A 16,647-nucleotide genomic window follows, 5' to 3' on the forward strand; every position below is an offset into this window, starting at 1 on the left:
TGGGTCCAATACGCCCGATCCACAGAGCGAGCCAATCACCGATGCGTCTCTCCCGCGCCTTCATTCCCATCCTGAAAGAGACGCCGAAAGAGGCGGAAATCGTCTCGCACCGGCTGATGCTGCGCGCCGGCATGATCCGCCAGCAGGCGGCCGGCATCTATTCGTGGCTGCCGCTCGGCATGACGGTGCTGGAGAATATCGGCAACATCGTGCGCGAGGAACAGAACCGGGCGGGCGCGCAGGAAATCCTGATGCCCACCATCCAGCCCTCGGATCTGTGGCGCGAGTCGGGCCGCTATGACGCGTACGGCCCCGAGATGCTGCGGATCATGGACCGGCACGAGCGCGAGATGCTCTACGGGCCGACCAACGAGGAGATGGTCACCGACATCTTCCGCACCCATGTGCGCAGCTATCGCGCGCTGCCCATGAACCTTTACCACATCCAGTGGAAGTTCCGGGACGAGGTGCGCCCCCGCTTCGGCGTCATGCGCGGCCGTGAGTTCCTGATGAAGGACGCCTACTCGTTCGATCTCGACGAGGAATCGGCGCGCCACGCCTATCAGCGCATGTTCGTCGCGTACCTGCGCACCTTCGCGCGCCTCGGCCTCACCGCGATCCCGATGCGGGCCGACACCGGGCCGATCGGCGGCAATCTCAGCCACGAATTCATCATTCTCGCCTCGACCGGCGAGAGCGAGGTCTTCTGCCATCGCGACCTGCTGGAGAAGCCCGTCCCCTCGCCCGACACCGACTTCTGGTCCGACCTTACCCCGATCGTCGACGACTGGACCTCGCTCTACGCCGCGACCGACGAGATGCACGATGTCGCCGCCTTCGAGGCGATCCCCGAGGAGAAGCGCGTCGCCGCGCGCGGCATCGAGGTCGGCCACATCTTCTATTTCGGCACCAAATATTCCGCCCCGATGGGCGCGAAGGTCGCCGGGCTCGACGGCGTGGAGCGTCCGGTCCACATGGGCTCCTACGGCATCGGCGTGTCGCGCCTCGTCGGCGCGGTGATCGAGGCCTGCCACGACGAGGCGGGCATCATCTGGCCGGATTCGATCGCCCCCTATCAGGTCGCGATCCTCAACCTGAAGCCCGGCGACGCGGCGACGGATGCGATGGTCGACCGTCTGGAGAAGGGCTTCGAGGCGGCCGGCAAGACCGTCCTCGTCGACGACACGGACCAGCGGCCGGGCGCCAAGTTCGCCGGGATGGACCTCATCGGCATCCCCTGGCAGGTCATCGTCGGACCGCGCGGGGCGGCGGACGGGTCGGTCGAGATCAAGCGCCGCGCGACCGGGGCGCGTGAGACGCTGCCGGAATCCGGCGCAATCGCCTACATCACCGAGGGCAACGCCGCATGAAGCCCTTCGGCGCCCTCGAATGGGGCATTGCGTTGAGATATCTGCGGTCGCGGCGGCGTGAGGCGTTCATCTCCGTCATCTCGACCCTCTCCCTCATCGGCATCGCCCTCGGGGTCGCCACCCTCATCATCGTCATGGCGGTGATGAACGGCTTCCGCGCCGAGCTCTTCAACAAGATCCTCGGCGTGTCCGGCCACATCCTCCTGCAGCCCCTCGACGGGCCGCTCACCGACTATCGCGAGGTCGCCGACCGCATCGCCGCGATCGACGGCGTCGTGCGGGCGATCCCGTTCGTGGAGGGGCAGGCGCTCGTCTCCGGCCCCGTCGGCAATTCGGGCACCATCGTGCGCGGCATCTCGCCGGAGGATTTCCAGAAGCTCGACTTCGTGTCGGGCCGGCTCCTCTTCGGCTCGGCGGAGAATTTCGGCAAGGAGAAGGGCGCGATCATTGGCTCGCGCCTCGCCCGCGCGCTCGGCGTGACGGTCGGCGACGTGATCACGCTGATCAGCCCCGACGGCGCCGTCACCCCCTTCGGCGTGACGCCACGGACGGACAATTACCCGATCCAGGCGATCTTCGAGATCGGCATGTCGGAGTACGACGCCTCCTTCATCTATCTCCCGCTCGAACGCGCCCAGCTCTACTTCAACAAGGAGGGGACGGTCTCCGCGATCGAGGTCTACGCCGAAGATCCCGACGCGGTGGACGAACTGCGCGTCGCGATCGATGCCGCGGCCGGCCGACCGCTCTATCTCATCGACTGGCGGCAGCGGAACCAGACCTTCTTCTCCGCCCTCGTGGTGGAGCGGAACGTCATGTTCATCATCCTGACGCTGATCATCCTCGTCGCGGCGCTGAACGTCGTCTCGGGCATGACGATGCTTGTGAAGGAGAAGACGCGGGACATCGCGATCATGCGCACGATCGGCGCCTCGCGCGGGTCGGTGCTGCGGGTGTTCCTGATCGTCGGCCTCTCGATCGGCGTCGTCGGCACGATCATCGGCTTCTTCCTCGGCACCCTCGTCGCGCTCAATATCGAGGCGATCCGCCAGGGTATCTCCCGCCTCCTCAACACCGAGCTGTTCTCGCCCGAACTCTACTTCCTCTCCCAGATGCCGGCCGACATGGACAGTTCGGAGACCGCCGCCGTCGTGATCATGGCGCTTATCCTGTCGCTACTCGCCACGATCTACCCGGCCTGGAAGGCCGCAAAGACCGACCCCGTGGACGCGCTGAAGGCCGAATAAGGTGTCAGAGACCATTGCGCCCCTCGCGCTCGAGAATGTCGTGCGCACCTTCGATGACGGTGCCTCGGAGGTTCACGTCCTCTCCGGGGCGAGCCTTGCGGTGAATGCCGGCGAACTTGTCGCGCTGGTCGCCCCGTCGGGCGCCGGCAAGTCCACCCTCCTCCAGATCGCAGGGCTCCTGGAGCGTCCGACCTCCGGCTCGGTGCGCATCGGCGGCGTGGAGGCCGGCAAGCTCGGCGACCGCGACCGGACGGCGCTGCGGCGCGACCAGATCGGCTTCGTCTACCAGTTCCACCACCTGATGGGCGATTTCAGCGCCCGCGAGAACGTCGCGCTTCCGATGCGCCTCGCCGGGGTCGCGCGCGGAACGGCCCTCTCCCGCGCCGACGCGCTTCTCGACCGGCTCGGCCTTGCCGCACGGCGCAAGCACCGGCCGGGCGAAATGTCGGGCGGCGAGCGCCAGCGCGTCGCGATCGCCCGCGCGGTGGCGAACAACCCGCGTGTTCTCCTCGCCGACGAGCCGACGGGCAATCTCGACCAGGGGACGGCCGCCTCCGTACGCGATGCGTTCCTCACGCTGTCGCGCGACACGGGCCTTGCCGCGCTCGTCGCCACGCACAACGAGGCTCTGGCTGCGGATCTCGACCGTATCGTCACTTTGCGCGACGGCCTTATCGTTCCCTTAACCAGTTCTCACGAGTCCGTTCCGCACGACTGATTCGCGTTGATGTTCTCGGAACATTCCGCTACCTTCCAATCAGAACATTGGAGGATCAGTCATGCAGCGTTTCCTTTTGGACCTTGGTGCATTCGTGTCGTGCCTGTCGTTCATTTCCGCGTTCTATCTGTGGATGGGGTGGTTCCAGGTCTCCGTCTGATGTGACGGTCTTCGCGTCGGCGCTGTAGGCTCACCCGGTCCGGGCAAAGGAGCGTCTCATGTTCATCCATCTGAGAGTGCACTCCGCCTACTCCCTCCTCGAAGGGGCGATCCACGCGAAGAAGGTCGTCGGCCTCGCGAAGGGCGACAATCAACCGGCCGTCGCCATCACGGACACGGCCAACCTCTTCGGAGCATTGGAATTTTCCGAAGCCGCGTTCGGCGCGGGCGTGCAACCCATTGTCGGCTGCACGCTGCCGGTCCGCCTGCAGGAGCGGATCCAGAACGGGCGGACGATCGTTCCCATCGGCCGCCTGCCCCTGATCGCGGCGACCGAGGAGGGTTTTGCCAACCTCGTCCGCCTCGTCAGCCACGCCTATCTCGTCGCCGAGGGTCAGGGTGCGACCGTCTCGCTCGACGATCTGAAGGCCTTCTCCGGCGAGATCATGGCGCTGAGCGGCTGGATCGACGGTCCGGTCGCCCTCGCCCACCGCTATGGCGACATGGACGGCGCGCGCGCCGTGTTCCAGGAACTCCACGGAACGTTCGGTGATCGTTTCTATTGCGAGCTTCAGCGCCACAACCTCTCGGCCGAGAACGCGTTCGAGGCGGTGGCGGTCGAGCTCGCCTACGACCATGCCGTCCCCCTCGTCGCGACGAACGAGGTCTATTTCGCCAAGCGCGAGGATTTCGAGGCGCATGACGCGCTGATCGCGATCGCGGAGGGCCGCCGCCTTGCCGACGATGACCGGCGCCGCCTGACGCCGGAGCATTATTTCAAGTCGCAGGCCGAGATGGAGGCGCTTTTCGGCGACCTGCCGGAAGCGATCGAGAACACGGCCGAGATCGCGATGCGCTGCTCGTTCCGGCCGCGCAAGCGTGCGCCGATGCTGCCCCGCTTCCTCGCGTCCGAGCGCAAGGCCGCGGGCGAGCCTGAGCCGGAGGTCACGACCGACGAGGCCGAGCTCGCCGCCGAAGCCGATCGGCTGGAGGAGATGGCGCGCGCCGGCCTCGAAGCACGTTTCGAGACGCGCGGCCTCGCCCCCGGCATCGCGCGCGAGACCTACGAGGAGCGCCTCAAGTACGAGCTCGGCATCATCCGCTCGATGAAGTTTCCGGGCTACTTCCTGATCGTCGCGGACTTCATCCAGTGGTCGAAGGCGCACGGCGTCGCGGTCGGGCCGGGCCGCGGCTCGGGCGCGGGCTCCCTCGTCGCCTACGCCCTCACCATCACCGACCTCGATCCCCTGCGGTTCGACCTCCTCTTCGAGCGCTTCCTCAACCCCGAGCGCGTCTCGATGCCGGACTTCGACATCGACTTCTGCCAGGAGCGGCGCGACGAGACGATCCACTATGTGCAGGAGCGCTACGGGGTCGACCGCGTCGCGCAGATCATCACGTTCGGAACGCTCCAGGCGCGCGCCGTGGTGCGCGACGTCGGCCGCGTGCTCGACATGCCTTATGGCAAGGTCGACCAGCTCGCCAAGCTTGTCCCCTCGAACCCGGCGAACCCCGTCACCCTCGGCCAGGCGCTGGAAACCGAGCCGCGCCTCCAGCAGGCGCGCGACGCCGACCCCGAGGTGGAACGTCTCCTCAAGATCGCGCTGAAGCTCGAAGGGCTCTACCGCCACGCCTCCACGCACGCCGCCGGCATCGTGATCGGCGACAAGGCGCTTCAGGAGATCGTGCCGCTCTATCGCGACCCGCGCTCCGACCTCCCGGTCAGCCAGTACAACATGAAGTGGGTCGAGAGCGCCGGCCTCGTGAAGTTCGACTTCCTCGGCCTTAAGACGCTCACCACCATCAACCGCGCGCTCGACCTCATCGAGGCGCGGACGGGCGAGCGGATCAACCTCGACACCCTCCCCCTCGACGACGCGCCCGCCTACGAGATCCTCGCCCGCGGCGAGACGGCCGGCGTGTTCCAGCTGGAAAGCCAGGGGATGCGGAAGGCGCTGATCGGGATGCGGCCCGACACCTTCACCGACATCATCGCCATCGTGGCCCTCTACCGGCCGGGCCCGATGGACAACATCCCGAGCTACAACCGCCGCAAGCAGGGGCTCGAGGATCCGGACTATCTGCACCCCGCCCTGGAGCCGATCCTGAAGGAGACCTACGGGATCATCATCTACCAGGAGCAGGTGATGCAGATCGCGCAGGTCCTGTCCGGCTACTCGCTCGGCGAGGCCGACCTCCTGCGCCGCGCGATGGGCAAGAAGATCGCGGCCGAGATGGCCGTGCAGCGCGACCGCTTCGTCGACGGCGCGGTGGAGCGCGGGACGGCGGCGGCCGACGCCAACCGCATCTTCGACCTCGTCGCGAAGTTCGCGAACTACGGCTTCAACAAGTCCCACGCGGCGGCCTATGCGCTGGTCGCCTATCACACGGCTTTCCTGAAGGCGAACCACCCGCGCGAGTTCCTCGCCGCCTCGATGACGCTCGACATGGGCAACACCGAAAAGCTCGCCGACTTCCGCGCCGAGGCGCAGCGGATGGGGATCGTCGTACGCCAGCCCTCGATCATGAACTCCAAGGCGGAGTTCTCGGTGGAGGACGGCGACATCGTCTACGGCCTCGCCGCGGTGAAGGGCGTCGGCCGCCCCCTCGTCGACCATATCGAGAAGACGCGCGCCGAGGCGCCCTATAAGAGCCTCACCGATTTTGCGAACCGGCTCGACCCGAAGGCGGCGCCCAAGCGCGCGCTGGAGGCGCTCGTCGCCGCCGGCACCTTCGATTGCTGGGTCTCCGATCGCGGCAGCCTCGCGGCCGGGCTCGACCAGATCCTCGGCGTCGCGAACCGCCTCGCGAGCGTCGAGGCCGTGGGGCAGACCGACTTCTTCGGCGCCGCGAGCACGCCCGACGATATCCGCCTGCCGACCAATGTCGTCTGGACCCCGGCCGAACGCCTCCAGCGCGAGCACGACGCGGTCGGCTTCTATATCTCGGCCCACCCGCTCGACGATTATGGCGACGCGCTGCGCCGGGCGGGCGTGCCGCAGTGGCGCCACTATCTCGACGCGGTGCGCCGGGGTGAGGGTGCGCGGCTCGCGGGCGTCGTCATCTCACGCCAGGAGCGGCGCACGAAGACCGGCAACCGCCTCGGCATCATCCAGCTCTCCGACCCGTCCGGCCAATATGAAGCGGTCGCCTTCTCCGACACGCTGGAGGCATGCCGGGACCGGCTGGAGCCAGGCGCCTGCGTCCTCCTCACGGTGACGGCGCAGGAGCGGGAAGAGGGTCTCGCCGTGCGCATCCAGCACGTCGAGCCGCTCGACCGGCTGACCACGAATTCGACCGCCCTCACCGTCTTCCTCAACTCCGCGAGCGCGATCACCTCGATCGACCGCCTGATCGAGGGCAACGGCAATTGCAACGTACGCTTCGTCGCCCTCGTCGACGACGGCGCGCAGGAGGTGGAGATCGCGCTGAAGGAGCCGCGCGCCGTGACCCGCTCCGTGGCGAGCGCGATCAAGGCGATGCAAGGCGTGGTGGACGTCACCTTCGCCTGAGCCGCGGCGCGGCGCGGGCCGGCGTCCGGCGCGACGCCGCCTTGCCCCCGTTGCTGGGCGCACCTCGCGCGGTGCGGTGCCTCAGCGCCGCGCGGCCCGGCACGATCCGCCGCGCTGGCTCAATCGCCGCGTCGCTCGGCGCGCATGGCACGGCACGGCACGGGCCGGCGTCCGGTGCGGCACGGCATGACTCCCGCTGCGGGGCGAACCTCGCGCGGTGCGGCGCCCCAGCGCCGAGTATCCCGGCACGATCCGCCGCGCTGCCTCATTCGCCGCGCCGTTCGGCACGTATGGGCGGCGGGGGCCACCGTCCGCTGCGACGCCGCATGGCTCAGCTGCGGGGCGCCCCTCGCGCGGCGGTGCCTCAGCGCCACGCCCCACAACCCCGTCCCCTGCGGCGTTCCGGCCGCGATTGCATTTCGACTGGTGGTGGCATTGGCCGGGCGGCTGCGCTAGGGATTGGGATTGATCCCGTGTGGATCGCTGCATTCTTGCACTGCTCCCACCGCGCGAAGGCTTGGCCGCGCGCCGGCGTTGGACCGGTGTCGTTCGGCGGAGTCATCGTGAGCATTCAGTCGGCCTTCAATCTGGCACCGCTTCCCTCGGCCTGCTCGCGCTGCGCGATCCGCAGCCAGAGCCTGTGCGGCGCGCTGACCGATGTCGCCCTCTCCGCCCTCAACGGCATCTCGCGCCACCGCCATTTCGCGCCCGGCCAGATCGTCGTGACGGAGGGGGAGCCGGCCATATTCGCCAACGTGGTCTCCGGAATTCTTGTGGAAAAGAAGGGACTTGCCGACGGTCGCGAGCAGATCGTCGCCATGCTCTTCCCCGCCGATTTCATCGGCGACGCGCAGCGCGATTCCTCCGACACCACGGTCCAGGCCGTCACCGCCGTCACCATGTGCGCGTTCGACCGGCAGGGCTTCGAGCACCTCCTCGTCCATCACCCGGTGCTCGCCCATTGCGTGCTCGACCATGCGATGGCGCGGCTCGAGAATGCACGCGAGTGGATGCTCCTTCTCGGTCAGAAGTCGGCGGAAGAGCGCGTCGCGACCTTCCTCTTGCGCCTCGCCTTGCGCCAGGCCGACGCCGGCTGCCGCCACGTCGCGCCCGACATGCTGGAGCCGGGCCTCGAGCTCGAGATCCCGATCTCGCGCGCGCAGATGGCCGCCTATCTCGGCCTCACCATCGAGACCGTCAGCCGGCGCATGACGGCGCTGCGCGATGCCGGCCTCGTCGCCTTCCGCGATGCACGCTCGATCCGTCTCGTCAACCTCGAGGCGCTCCGGAAAGCGGCCGGCGACCAGGATCGGAACTGACAAAATCGCAAGCGTAATGCGCTTGGATGCATTCCAAGATTGATCGAGATCAAGGACCGCGCGAAGCTCCCCGCCTAGCGTCGTTTGCACATTGGAATCGCACCAAGAGGCGGGGAATTTATGGGCCGTTTCGCCCTCATACCCATCTTCGCGGGGATCGCCATCCTCGCCATCGTGGCCGCGGCGTTCGCACGCGACCCGCAGTTCGCCACCCATATGTGGCTCGTCTGCGCGGTCTCGATGATCGTCGTGATCTTTCAGGCCCGGCACATCGAGTGGGAGGCCGACGGCACCATCGCCATGAAGGCGAAGGAGGTCGACGGCTACATTGACGGGCCGATCCGCGCCGGCGTCATCGCCACAATCTTCTGGGGCATCGCCGGTTTCACGGTCGGCGTCCTCATCGCGCTGCAGCTCGCCTTCCCGCACCTCAATGTCGAGCCGTGGTTCAATTTCGGGCGGCTGCGTCCGCTCCACACCTCGGCGGTGATCTTCGCCTTCGGCGGTTCCATCCTCGTCACGACCGCGATGCACGTGGTGCAGCGCACGAGCCACGCCCGCCTCTTCGGCGGCGAGGGCCTCGCCTGGTTCATCTTCTGGGGCTACCAGATGTTCATCGTGCTGGCCGCGACCGGCTACCTGATGGGCGTCACCCAGTCGAAGGAATACGCCGAGCCGGAATGGTACGTGGATCTGTGGCTGACGATCGTCTGGGTCGCCTTCCTCATCCAGTTCCTCGGCACCCTCGTGAAGCGCCGGGAGCCGCACATCTACGTGGCGAACTGGTTCTATCTCGCCTTCATCGTGACGATCGCGATGCTGCACGTCGTGAACAACGCGGCGATCCCGGTCTCGATCTTCGGCTCCAAGAGCTACGTCGTTTTCGCCGGCGTGCAGGACGCACTGACCCAGTGGTGGTACGGCCACAACGCGGTCGGCTTCTTCCTGACCGCGGGCTTCCTCGCGATGATGTACTATTACATCCCGAAGCGGGCGGACCGGCCGGTCTATTCCTACCGCCTGTCGATCGTCCACTTCTGGTCGCTGATCTTCCTCTACATCTGGGCCGGCCCGCACCACCTCCACTACACGGCGCTGCCGGACTGGGCGCAGACGCTCGGCATGGTGTTCTCGGTCATGCTGTGGATGCCGTCCTGGGGCGGCATGATCAACGGCCTGATGACGCTGTCGGGCGCGTGGGACAAGCTGCGCACCGACCCGGTCCTGCGCATGATGGTGATCGCCGTCGCCTTCTACGGCATGTCGACCTTCGAGGGGCCGATGCTGTCGATCCGCGCGGTCAACAGCCTCTCCCACTACACGGACTGGACGATCGGCCACGTCCACTCGGGCGCGCTCGGCTGGAACGGCATGATCACGTTCGGCGCGATCTACTATCTCGTTCCGATCCTGTGGAACCGGCCGCAGCTCTACTCGCTGCGGCTCGTGAACTGGCACTTCTGGCTCGCGACGCTCGGCATCGTGCTCTACGCGGCCTCGATGTGGGTGTCCGGCATCACGCAGGGCCTGATGTGGCGTGAGCTGAACGCCGACGGGAACCTCGTCTACTCCTTCGCGGAGACCGTGGCGGCGCTCTTCCCCTACTACGTGATCCGCGCCCTCGGCGGGCTCATGTTCCTCGCCGGTGCCATCCTCATGGTGATCAACGTCGTGCAGACGATCCGCGGCAAGTCCGCGGACGAACCTGCCCGCACCGCCGTCCTTCAGCCTGCGGAGTAAGTTCGATGTCGACGACCGACAACGCCGTCCCCGAGGCGCCCGAAAAGCGCAAGTGGTACAGCCACGCCTGGCTGGAGCGGAACATCACGCTCCTCCTCATCGGCACCTTCATCACCGTCGCCATCGGCGGCATCGTGGAGATCGCGCCCCTCTTCTATGTCGACAACACGATCGAGAAGGTGGACGGGATGCGGCCCTACACGCCGCTCGAGCTCGCGGGGCGCAACGTCTATATCCGCGAGGGGTGCTACGTCTGCCACAGCCAGATGATCCGCCCCTTCCGGGACGAGGTGGAGCGCTACGGCCACTACAGCCTCGCCGCGGAATCGATGTACGACCACCCCTTCCAGTGGGGCTCGAAGCGCACCGGGCCTGACTTGGCGCGCGTCGGCGGCCGCTATTCCGACGCGTGGCACGTGCAGCACCTCATCGATCCGCGCTCGGTCGTGCCCGAGAGCATCATGCCGACCTACGCCTTCCTCGGGAACCGGACGGTCGACGCGCACCTCATCACCGCCGACCTCGAGACGAACCGGGCCGTCGGCGTCCCCTACACGGACGAGATGATCGAGAATGCGCGCGCCGACCTCCTCGCGCAGGCCGGCATGACGGACGGGAGCAGCATCGAAGAGCGGTATGGCGACCGGGTGAACGTGCGTGATTTCGACGGCGACCCCCGCCGCGTGACGGAGATGGACGCGCTCGTCGCCTATCTCCAGATGCTCGGCACGCTCGTCGATCTCTCCACCTTCGAGCCCGAGCCCGCCGGACGATAGGATCGGACGATGGACTATCACGGCCTGCGTGCATTCGCCGACACGTGGGGACTTGGCCTCCTCGCCATCCTGTTTGTCGGGGTCCTGCTGTTCGTCTTCCGGCGGGGCTCCTCCGAACGCTACCGGCGCGCGGCGCGGATCGCGCTCGACTCGCCGGAACACCCGACGGACGGCCTGAGGTCGCCCGCAGCAACGCCCGCACCCGACGCTTCCGGCCGCAATGGGCCGAGCCGACCCGAGACAAAGGACGGTCAGTGACATGAGCGCTGAAAAGAGACACGTCGACGAGCCGACCGGGGTCGAAACGACCGGCCACGTCTGGGACGGCATCCGCGAATTGGACAACCCGCTGCCGCGCTGGTGGCTCTACATCTTCTACGCCACGATCCTGTGGGCGCTGGTCTATGTCATCCTCTATCCGGCGATCCCGCTGGTGCGGCAGGCGACGCCCGGCCTCCTCGGCTACTCGACGCGCGAGGTGGTGGAAGCCGACCTCAAGCGCGTGATGGAGAGCCGCGCCGAACTCGATGACAAGATCGCGTCGATGTCGCTCGAGGACATCGCCCACGATCCGACGCTCCTCGACTATGCGCAGCGCTCGGGCGCCTCCTCCTTCAAGCTCGTCTGCGTCCAGTGCCACGGCTCCGGCGCGACCGGCTCGGAGGAGCTCGGCTACCCGAACCTCAACGACGATGCCTGGCTCTGGGGCGGCACGCGCGACGCCATCTTCACCACCATCAGCCACGGCGTCCGCAATGCCGACGACCCCGACGCGCGCACCTCCATCATGCCGGCCTTCGGCACGATGGGGATGCTGAACCGCCAGCAGATCAACGACGTCGCGGACTATGTGCTCTCGCTCTCGGGCGCCGAGCACGACGAGGCGGCCGCGGCCGAGGGGGCGCCGATCTTCGCCGCCCAGTGCGCCGTCTGCCACGGGGCCGGCGGCGAGGGGAACACCGCGCTCGGCGCGCCGCGCCTCAGCGATCCGATCTGGCTCTATGGCGGCACGCACGAGGCGATCGTCGCCCAGGTCACGAGCCCGCGCCTCGGCGTGATGCCGTCCTGGAAGAACTATTTCGACGACGCGACGCGCAAGAAGCTCGCCCTTTATGTCCATTCTCTCGGCGGCGGTCAGTAAGTCGCAGGGACGCCGCCCGCGGGGTTGATCGAGGTCAAGGAGTCGATATTCCGACAAGCGTACCGCGATAAGAACTGGATGAGGTCCAAACGAGCGAGGCTAGGATGCCGGGATCGACAAAAGGGGCGAACCCCTCATCGGTCGCCGCGCCTGTACCCGGACAGCCGGTGAATCCGGCCGGCGTCCGCCAGTACGACGTCGAAGCGGTCAATCGCGGAAAGAAGCCACAGCTCTACAAGGGGCGCGAGCCGATCTATCCGCGCCGCGTCCACGGCCGCTTCCGGACGCTGAAGTGGTGGATCATGGCGATCACGCTGACGATCTACTACGTGACGCCCTGGATCCGGTGGGACCGCGGTCCCTACGCGCCGGACCAGGCCGTCCTCGTCGACCTCGCCAACCGCCGCTTCTTCTTCTTCATCATCGAGATCTGGCCGCAGGAATTCTTCTATGTGGCCGGCCTTCTCATCATGGCCGGCATCGGCCTCTTCCTCGTCACCTCCGCGGTTGGCCGGGCATGGTGCGGCTATGCCTGCCCGCAGACGGTGTGGACGGACCTCTTCATCTGGGTCGAGCGGCTCGTCATCGGCGACCGCAACGCGCGCATCAAGCTCGACAATTCGCCCTGGACGGCGCGCAAGTTCCGCCTGAAGGCGACGGTGCATGGGATCTGGCTCGCGATCGCGGTCGCGACGGGCGGCGCGTGGATCTTCTATTTCGCCGATGCGCCGACGCTGCTTGCCCAGTTTCTGCGGGGCGATGCGCCGTCGACGGCCTACATCACCGTCGCGATCCTCACCTTCACGACCTATTCGCTCGGCGGGCTGATGCGCGAGCAGGTCTGCACCTACATGTGCCCCTGGCCGCGCATCCAGGCGGCGATGATGGACGAGCACTCGCTGACGGTCACCTACAATGACTGGCGCGGCGAGCCGCGCTCGCGTCACCAGAAGCGCCTTGCCAAGGAGGGCGCGGCGGCGGTGACGGGCGACTGCATCGACTGCAACGCGTGCGTCGCGGTCTGCCCGACGGGGATCGACATCCGCGACGGCCAGCAGCTCCCCTGCATCACCTGCGCGCTCTGCATCGATGCGTGCGACGACGTCATGCAGAAGGTCGGCAAGCCGCGCGGCCTCATCTCCTACACCACGCTGTCCGACTATGCCGCGAACACCGCGCGGGCGGCGACGGAGGGGCTGGAAGCGGCGCGCGCCAAGCAGGTGCTGCCGGGCTGGCGCGAGGTCATGCGCCCGCGCGTCTTCCTCTATTTCGGCCTGTGGAGCCTCATCGGCATCGGCATGCTCGTCGCCGTCATCGCGCGCGACCGGCTCGACCTTTCCGTCGCCCATGACCGCAATCCGCGCTATGTTCAGCTCTCGGACGGGTCGATCCGCAACGGCTACACCGTGAAGATCATGAACATGGAGCCGCAGCCGCGCACGTTCGATTTCGGCCTCGTCGGCCTGCCGAACGGGCTGATGTGGAGCCCGGAGATCGTGGACGAACCCGCCCGCCGCTTCGCGGTCGAGGTGCAACCCGACCAGGTGCGCGAGTTCCGCGTGTTCGTGAAGGCCGATCCTTCCGGCCTCGACGAAGTGCCGAAACCGTTCGCCTTCCGCACGTTCGAAATGGGCGGGCGTGAGAGTTCCGAGACCGATGTCGTGTTCGAGGCGCCCAAATGAGCCGAGCCCAGTCCATGCGCCGCTTCTTCACGATGAAGGAGTTCACCGGATGGCACATGCTGATCATCCTGGTGCTCTTCTTCGGGGTGATCATCGCGGTGAACATCACGATGGCCGTGCTCGCGACGACGAGCTGGACGGGGCTCCTCGCCAAGAACGGCTATGTCGCCAGCATCGACTATGCGCGCGACCAGGCCCAGCGCGAGGCGGCCGAGGCGCTCGGATGGGCGATCTCCATGGACGAGGAGGACGGCATCGTCGTCCTCAACGTGACGGACCTTGCCGGCGATCCGCTGCGCGCCGCGGTGACGGCCGACGTCACCCGCGCCGTCTCGGGCGAGGAGACGCATCCGCTCCACCTCAGCCCCGTCGGGGGCGGGCACTTCCGCGCCGAGGCGCCGCTCGGCAAGGGGCGGTGGATCGTCTCCGCGCACGTGACACGGGACGACCAGAGCATCACCTGGCGCTCCGCGTTCGACGTCGAGTGACGGATCGGGCCCCGCGCGGGGGCGTGCCATGCGTTCGGGAGGCGCACGATGAGCTGCTGCGGTGATCCGGTCGACGGCCTCGGCGGCGCGCACGGCGCGTTGCCGTCGGCGTTCGCGGCGGGCCTCAGCCGCGAGAACGGGCTCTACCGCCTCCTCGTCAGCGTGCCGGACATCCATTGCGCGGCCTGCATCGGCCGGATCGAGTCCGCGATCGACGGGCTCGGCGCGGTACGGGCGCGCGTGAACTTCACGCGCCGCACCGTCGCCCTCACCTGGGAGGATCCGTCCTTCGACCCGGCGGTCGCGATCGGGGCGTTGCGCGATCTCGGCTACGCGCCGCAGCCGCTCGTGGTCGCCCGCGGCGAGGGCGATCCGCGCGGGCGCGAGCTGATCCGCTGCCTCGCCGTCGCCGCCTTCGCCGCGATGAACGTGATGCTCCTGTCGGTCTCCGTCTGGGCCGGGGCGGACGGGACGACGCGCGCCTTCCTCAACTGGTTCGCGGCGCTCATTGCGCTTCCCGCCCTCGCCTATTCGGCGCGCCCCTTCTTCCGCTCCGCCTTCTCGGCGCTGCGCGGATGGCGGCTCAACATGGACGTGCCGATCGCGATCGCCATCGTGCTCGCCGCCGCGCTCAGCCTCACGAAGACGATCAGCGGCACCGGCGAGACCTATTTCGACGCCGCGATCACCCTCACCTTCTTCCTCCTCGCGGGCCGCGTGCTCGACCATATGGCACGCGAGCGGGCGCGCTCCTCGGTGAGCCGCCTCGCCGCGATCAGCCCGGTGCTCGCCCATGTGGTGGGCGAGGACGGGCGGGCAACGACGGTGCCGGTCGAGGACGTCGCGCCCGGAGACAGGATCGAGGTCGCGGCGGGCGAGCGCGTGCCGGTCGATGCGCGGCTCCTTTCGGCGCGCGCCTCGCTCGACGCCTCGCTTGCGACCGGCGAGAGCCGCCCGCTCCTCCTCGAGAAGGGCGAGGAGATCCTCGCAGGCACCATGGCGATCACGGGGCCGCTCGCGCTCGTCGCACTGCGTCCCGCGACGGACAGCTTCCTCGCAAGGCTCGGGACGCTCCAGGCCGCGGCCGAGACGGCGCGCTCGCGGCCCGCCCGCATCGCCGACCAGGCGGCGCGGGTCTATGCGCCCGTCGTGCATCTGGCCGCCCTCCTCACCTTCCTCGGCTGGGTGATCGCCGGCTATTCGCCCGGCGCGGCGCTGACGACGGCGATCGCGGTCCTCATCATCACGTGCCCCTGCGCGCTCGGCCTCGCGGTGCCGGCCGTTCATGTCGCCGCGTGCGACCGGCTTTTCCGGCGCGGCCTCATCATCAAGGACGGGGCGGCGCTGGAGCGGCTGCGCGCCGTGGACACCGTCGTCTTCGACAAGACCGGCACCCTCACCGTACCCGAGCTCGATCCGACCGCGGCGATCGGCGACAAGACGCTCGCGGCGGCCGCCGCGCTCGCGCGCCATTCCACCCACCCGATGTCACGCGCCATCATGCGCGCAGCGCACCGGCGCGGGATCACGCCCCTGGCGGTCACCGGCGTTTTCGAGCATCGCGGCCAGGGGCTCAGCGGCCTGATGGGCGGGGTGCGCGTCTTCCTCGGCCGCGGCGCCGCACCCTGGGGCGGCCCGGCAAACGCGGCCTTCCATTTCGTGCGCGAGGGGGAGAGCCCCGTCGACCTCCCGGTGGTCGAGACGGTGCGCGAGGGGGCGGCAAGCCTCGTCTCGACGCTGCGGGACAAGGGATTCGGCCTCGCGATCCTCTCCGGCGACGGCCGCGCGGCGGTGGAGAGGATCGCACGCGAACTCGGCATCGCGGAGTGGCGGAGCGGCTGTGCGCCGGCCGACAAGGTCGCGATCCTCGCCGAGAAAGCCGCCGCCGGCGCGAAGGTGCTGATGGTCGGCGACGGACTGAATGACGGGCCGGCGCTCGCCGCCGCGCACGCCTCGATCGCCCCCGCCGACGCGTCCGACCTCTCCCGCACCGCCGCCGACATCGTGATGACCGGCGACCGGCTCGACGACGTGTCCGAGGCGCTCCTCACCGCCAACAAGGCGCACCGGCGGATCATGGAGAATTTCGCGATCGCCGCGGGCTACAACCTCATCGCGGTGCCGCTCGCGGTGATGGGGTACGCCTCGCCGCTGGCGGCCGCGATCGCGATGTCGACCTCCTCGGTCCTCGTGACCTTCAACGCGCTGCGCCTCGTTCCGCGCGGCAAGCGGGAGCCGGAGGCGCCGCGCGTTCCGGCCGGGCGCCGCGTTGACACCCCGCTCCACTACGCGCCAACGTCCTGACGGCCGGCGTGCGCCGGCCCTATCCGTGGGAGTGACCCATGTCGGTTCTGATCATTCTCGTGCCGGTGGCGATTTTCCTCGGCCTCGTCGGCCTCGTCGCCTTCTTCTGGTGCGTGAAGTCCGACCAGTATGAGGACCTCGAGGGCGCGGCACGGCGTATCCTGGAGGACTGAGCGCGGTCGGCGATCCAC

General features: G+C 68.2%; 13 protein-coding genes. All 13 read left to right on the plus strand.

What is annotated here, in order from left to right:
* Window positions 1-41 precede the first annotated feature (41 nt).
* The 13 genes from proS to ccoS all read left to right on the plus strand — a co-directional run bounded on the left by proS (window position 42) and on the right by ccoS (window position 16,629).
* Complete coding sequence (gene proS, locus DBV35_RS15080) at window positions 42-1,370, plus strand: proline--tRNA ligase (protein WP_108661141.1); 1,329 nt, start codon at window positions 42-44, stop codon at window positions 1,368-1,370.
* Window positions 1,367-2,617, plus strand: coding sequence for a lipoprotein-releasing ABC transporter permease subunit (locus tag DBV35_RS15085; RefSeq protein ID WP_108661142.1), 1,251 nt, complete (start codon window positions 1,367-1,369; stop codon window positions 2,615-2,617). The genes proS and DBV35_RS15085 overlap by 4 nt, the downstream gene beginning before the upstream one ends.
* 1 nt (window position 2,618) lies before the next feature.
* On the plus strand, window positions 2,619-3,335 hold the full coding sequence (locus DBV35_RS15090; protein ID WP_108661143.1) for an ABC transporter ATP-binding protein: 717 nt from the start codon (window positions 2,619-2,621) through the stop codon (window positions 3,333-3,335).
* A 218-nt stretch (window positions 3,336-3,553) separates the two neighbouring features.
* On the plus strand, window positions 3,554-7,006 hold the full coding sequence (gene dnaE / locus DBV35_RS15095; RefSeq protein WP_108661144.1) for a DNA polymerase III subunit alpha: 3,453 nt from the start codon (window positions 3,554-3,556) through the stop codon (window positions 7,004-7,006).
* 563 nt (window positions 7,007-7,569) lie between these two features.
* Window positions 7,570-8,325 carry a Crp/Fnr family transcriptional regulator gene (locus DBV35_RS30545; protein ID WP_170134947.1) on the plus strand — a complete coding sequence of 252 codons (756 nt, stop codon included), beginning with the start codon at window positions 7,570-7,572 and terminating at the stop codon, window positions 8,323-8,325.
* A 120-nt stretch (window positions 8,326-8,445) separates the two neighbouring features.
* Entirely contained in the window at window positions 8,446-10,065 is a 1,620-nt protein-coding gene (gene ccoN, locus DBV35_RS15105) for a cytochrome-c oxidase, cbb3-type subunit I (RefSeq protein ID WP_108661146.1), read from the plus strand.
* A 5-nt stretch (window positions 10,066-10,070) separates the two neighbouring features.
* Window positions 10,071-10,841, plus strand: a complete 771-nt coding sequence (gene ccoO, locus DBV35_RS15110) for a cytochrome-c oxidase, cbb3-type subunit II (RefSeq protein WP_108661147.1) — start codon at window positions 10,071-10,073, stop codon at window positions 10,839-10,841.
* Between the two features lie 9 nt (window positions 10,842-10,850).
* Window positions 10,851-11,099 carry a CcoQ/FixQ family Cbb3-type cytochrome c oxidase assembly chaperone gene (locus DBV35_RS31390; RefSeq protein WP_108661148.1) on the plus strand — a complete coding sequence of 83 codons (249 nt, stop codon included), beginning with the start codon at window positions 10,851-10,853 and terminating at the stop codon, window positions 11,097-11,099.
* Window position 11,100: 1 nt separating this feature from the next.
* The gene (gene ccoP, locus DBV35_RS15120) at window positions 11,101-11,982 is read left to right on the plus strand and encodes a cytochrome-c oxidase, cbb3-type subunit III (RefSeq protein WP_108661149.1); all 882 of its coding nucleotides are present in this window, start codon (window positions 11,101-11,103) and stop codon (window positions 11,980-11,982) included.
* Window positions 11,983-12,086: 104 nt separating this feature from the next.
* On the plus strand, window positions 12,087-13,664 hold the full coding sequence (gene ccoG / locus DBV35_RS15125) for a cytochrome c oxidase accessory protein CcoG (RefSeq protein ID WP_108661150.1): 1,578 nt from the start codon (window positions 12,087-12,089) through the stop codon (window positions 13,662-13,664).
* The gene (locus DBV35_RS15130; protein ID WP_117434484.1) at window positions 13,661-14,152 is read left to right on the plus strand and encodes a FixH family protein; all 492 of its coding nucleotides are present in this window, start codon (window positions 13,661-13,663) and stop codon (window positions 14,150-14,152) included. Before ccoG ends, DBV35_RS15130 begins: the two co-directional genes overlap by 4 nt.
* Window positions 14,153-14,200: 48 nt before the next feature.
* The gene (locus tag DBV35_RS15135) at window positions 14,201-16,456 is read left to right on the plus strand and encodes a heavy metal translocating P-type ATPase (RefSeq protein ID WP_108661152.1); all 2,256 of its coding nucleotides are present in this window, start codon (window positions 14,201-14,203) and stop codon (window positions 16,454-16,456) included.
* Window positions 16,457-16,494: 38 nt separating this feature from the next.
* On the plus strand, window positions 16,495-16,629 hold the full coding sequence (ccoS, locus tag DBV35_RS15140; RefSeq protein ID WP_108661153.1) for a cbb3-type cytochrome oxidase assembly protein CcoS: 135 nt from the start codon (window positions 16,495-16,497) through the stop codon (window positions 16,627-16,629).
* Window positions 16,630-16,647 lie beyond the last annotated feature (18 nt).

The organism is Acuticoccus kandeliae (assembly GCF_003073115.1).

Coding starts and splice junctions, on each gene's coding strand:
- ccoS (WP_108661153.1), top strand. CDS start 16,495: ATGTCGGTTCTGATCATTCTCGTGCCGGTGGCGATTTTCCTCGGCCTC.
- DBV35_RS15085 (WP_108661142.1), top strand. CDS start 1,367: ATGAAGCCCTTCGGCGCCCTCGAATGGGGCATTGCGTTGAGATATCTG.
- ccoG (WP_108661150.1), top strand. CDS start 12,087: ATGCCGGGATCGACAAAAGGGGCGAACCCCTCATCGGTCGCCGCGCCT.
- DBV35_RS15135 (WP_108661152.1), top strand. CDS start 14,201: ATGAGCTGCTGCGGTGATCCGGTCGACGGCCTCGGCGGCGCGCACGGC.
- DBV35_RS31390 (WP_108661148.1), top strand. CDS start 10,851: ATGGACTATCACGGCCTGCGTGCATTCGCCGACACGTGGGGACTTGGC.
- ccoO (WP_108661147.1), top strand. CDS start 10,071: ATGTCGACGACCGACAACGCCGTCCCCGAGGCGCCCGAAAAGCGCAAG.
- DBV35_RS15130 (WP_117434484.1), top strand. CDS start 13,661: ATGAGCCGAGCCCAGTCCATGCGCCGCTTCTTCACGATGAAGGAGTTC.
- proS (WP_108661141.1), top strand. CDS start 42: ATGCGTCTCTCCCGCGCCTTCATTCCCATCCTGAAAGAGACGCCGAAA.
- dnaE (WP_108661144.1), top strand. CDS start 3,554: ATGTTCATCCATCTGAGAGTGCACTCCGCCTACTCCCTCCTCGAAGGG.
- ccoP (WP_108661149.1), top strand. CDS start 11,101: ATGAGCGCTGAAAAGAGACACGTCGACGAGCCGACCGGGGTCGAAACG.
- ccoN (WP_108661146.1), top strand. CDS start 8,446: ATGGGCCGTTTCGCCCTCATACCCATCTTCGCGGGGATCGCCATCCTC.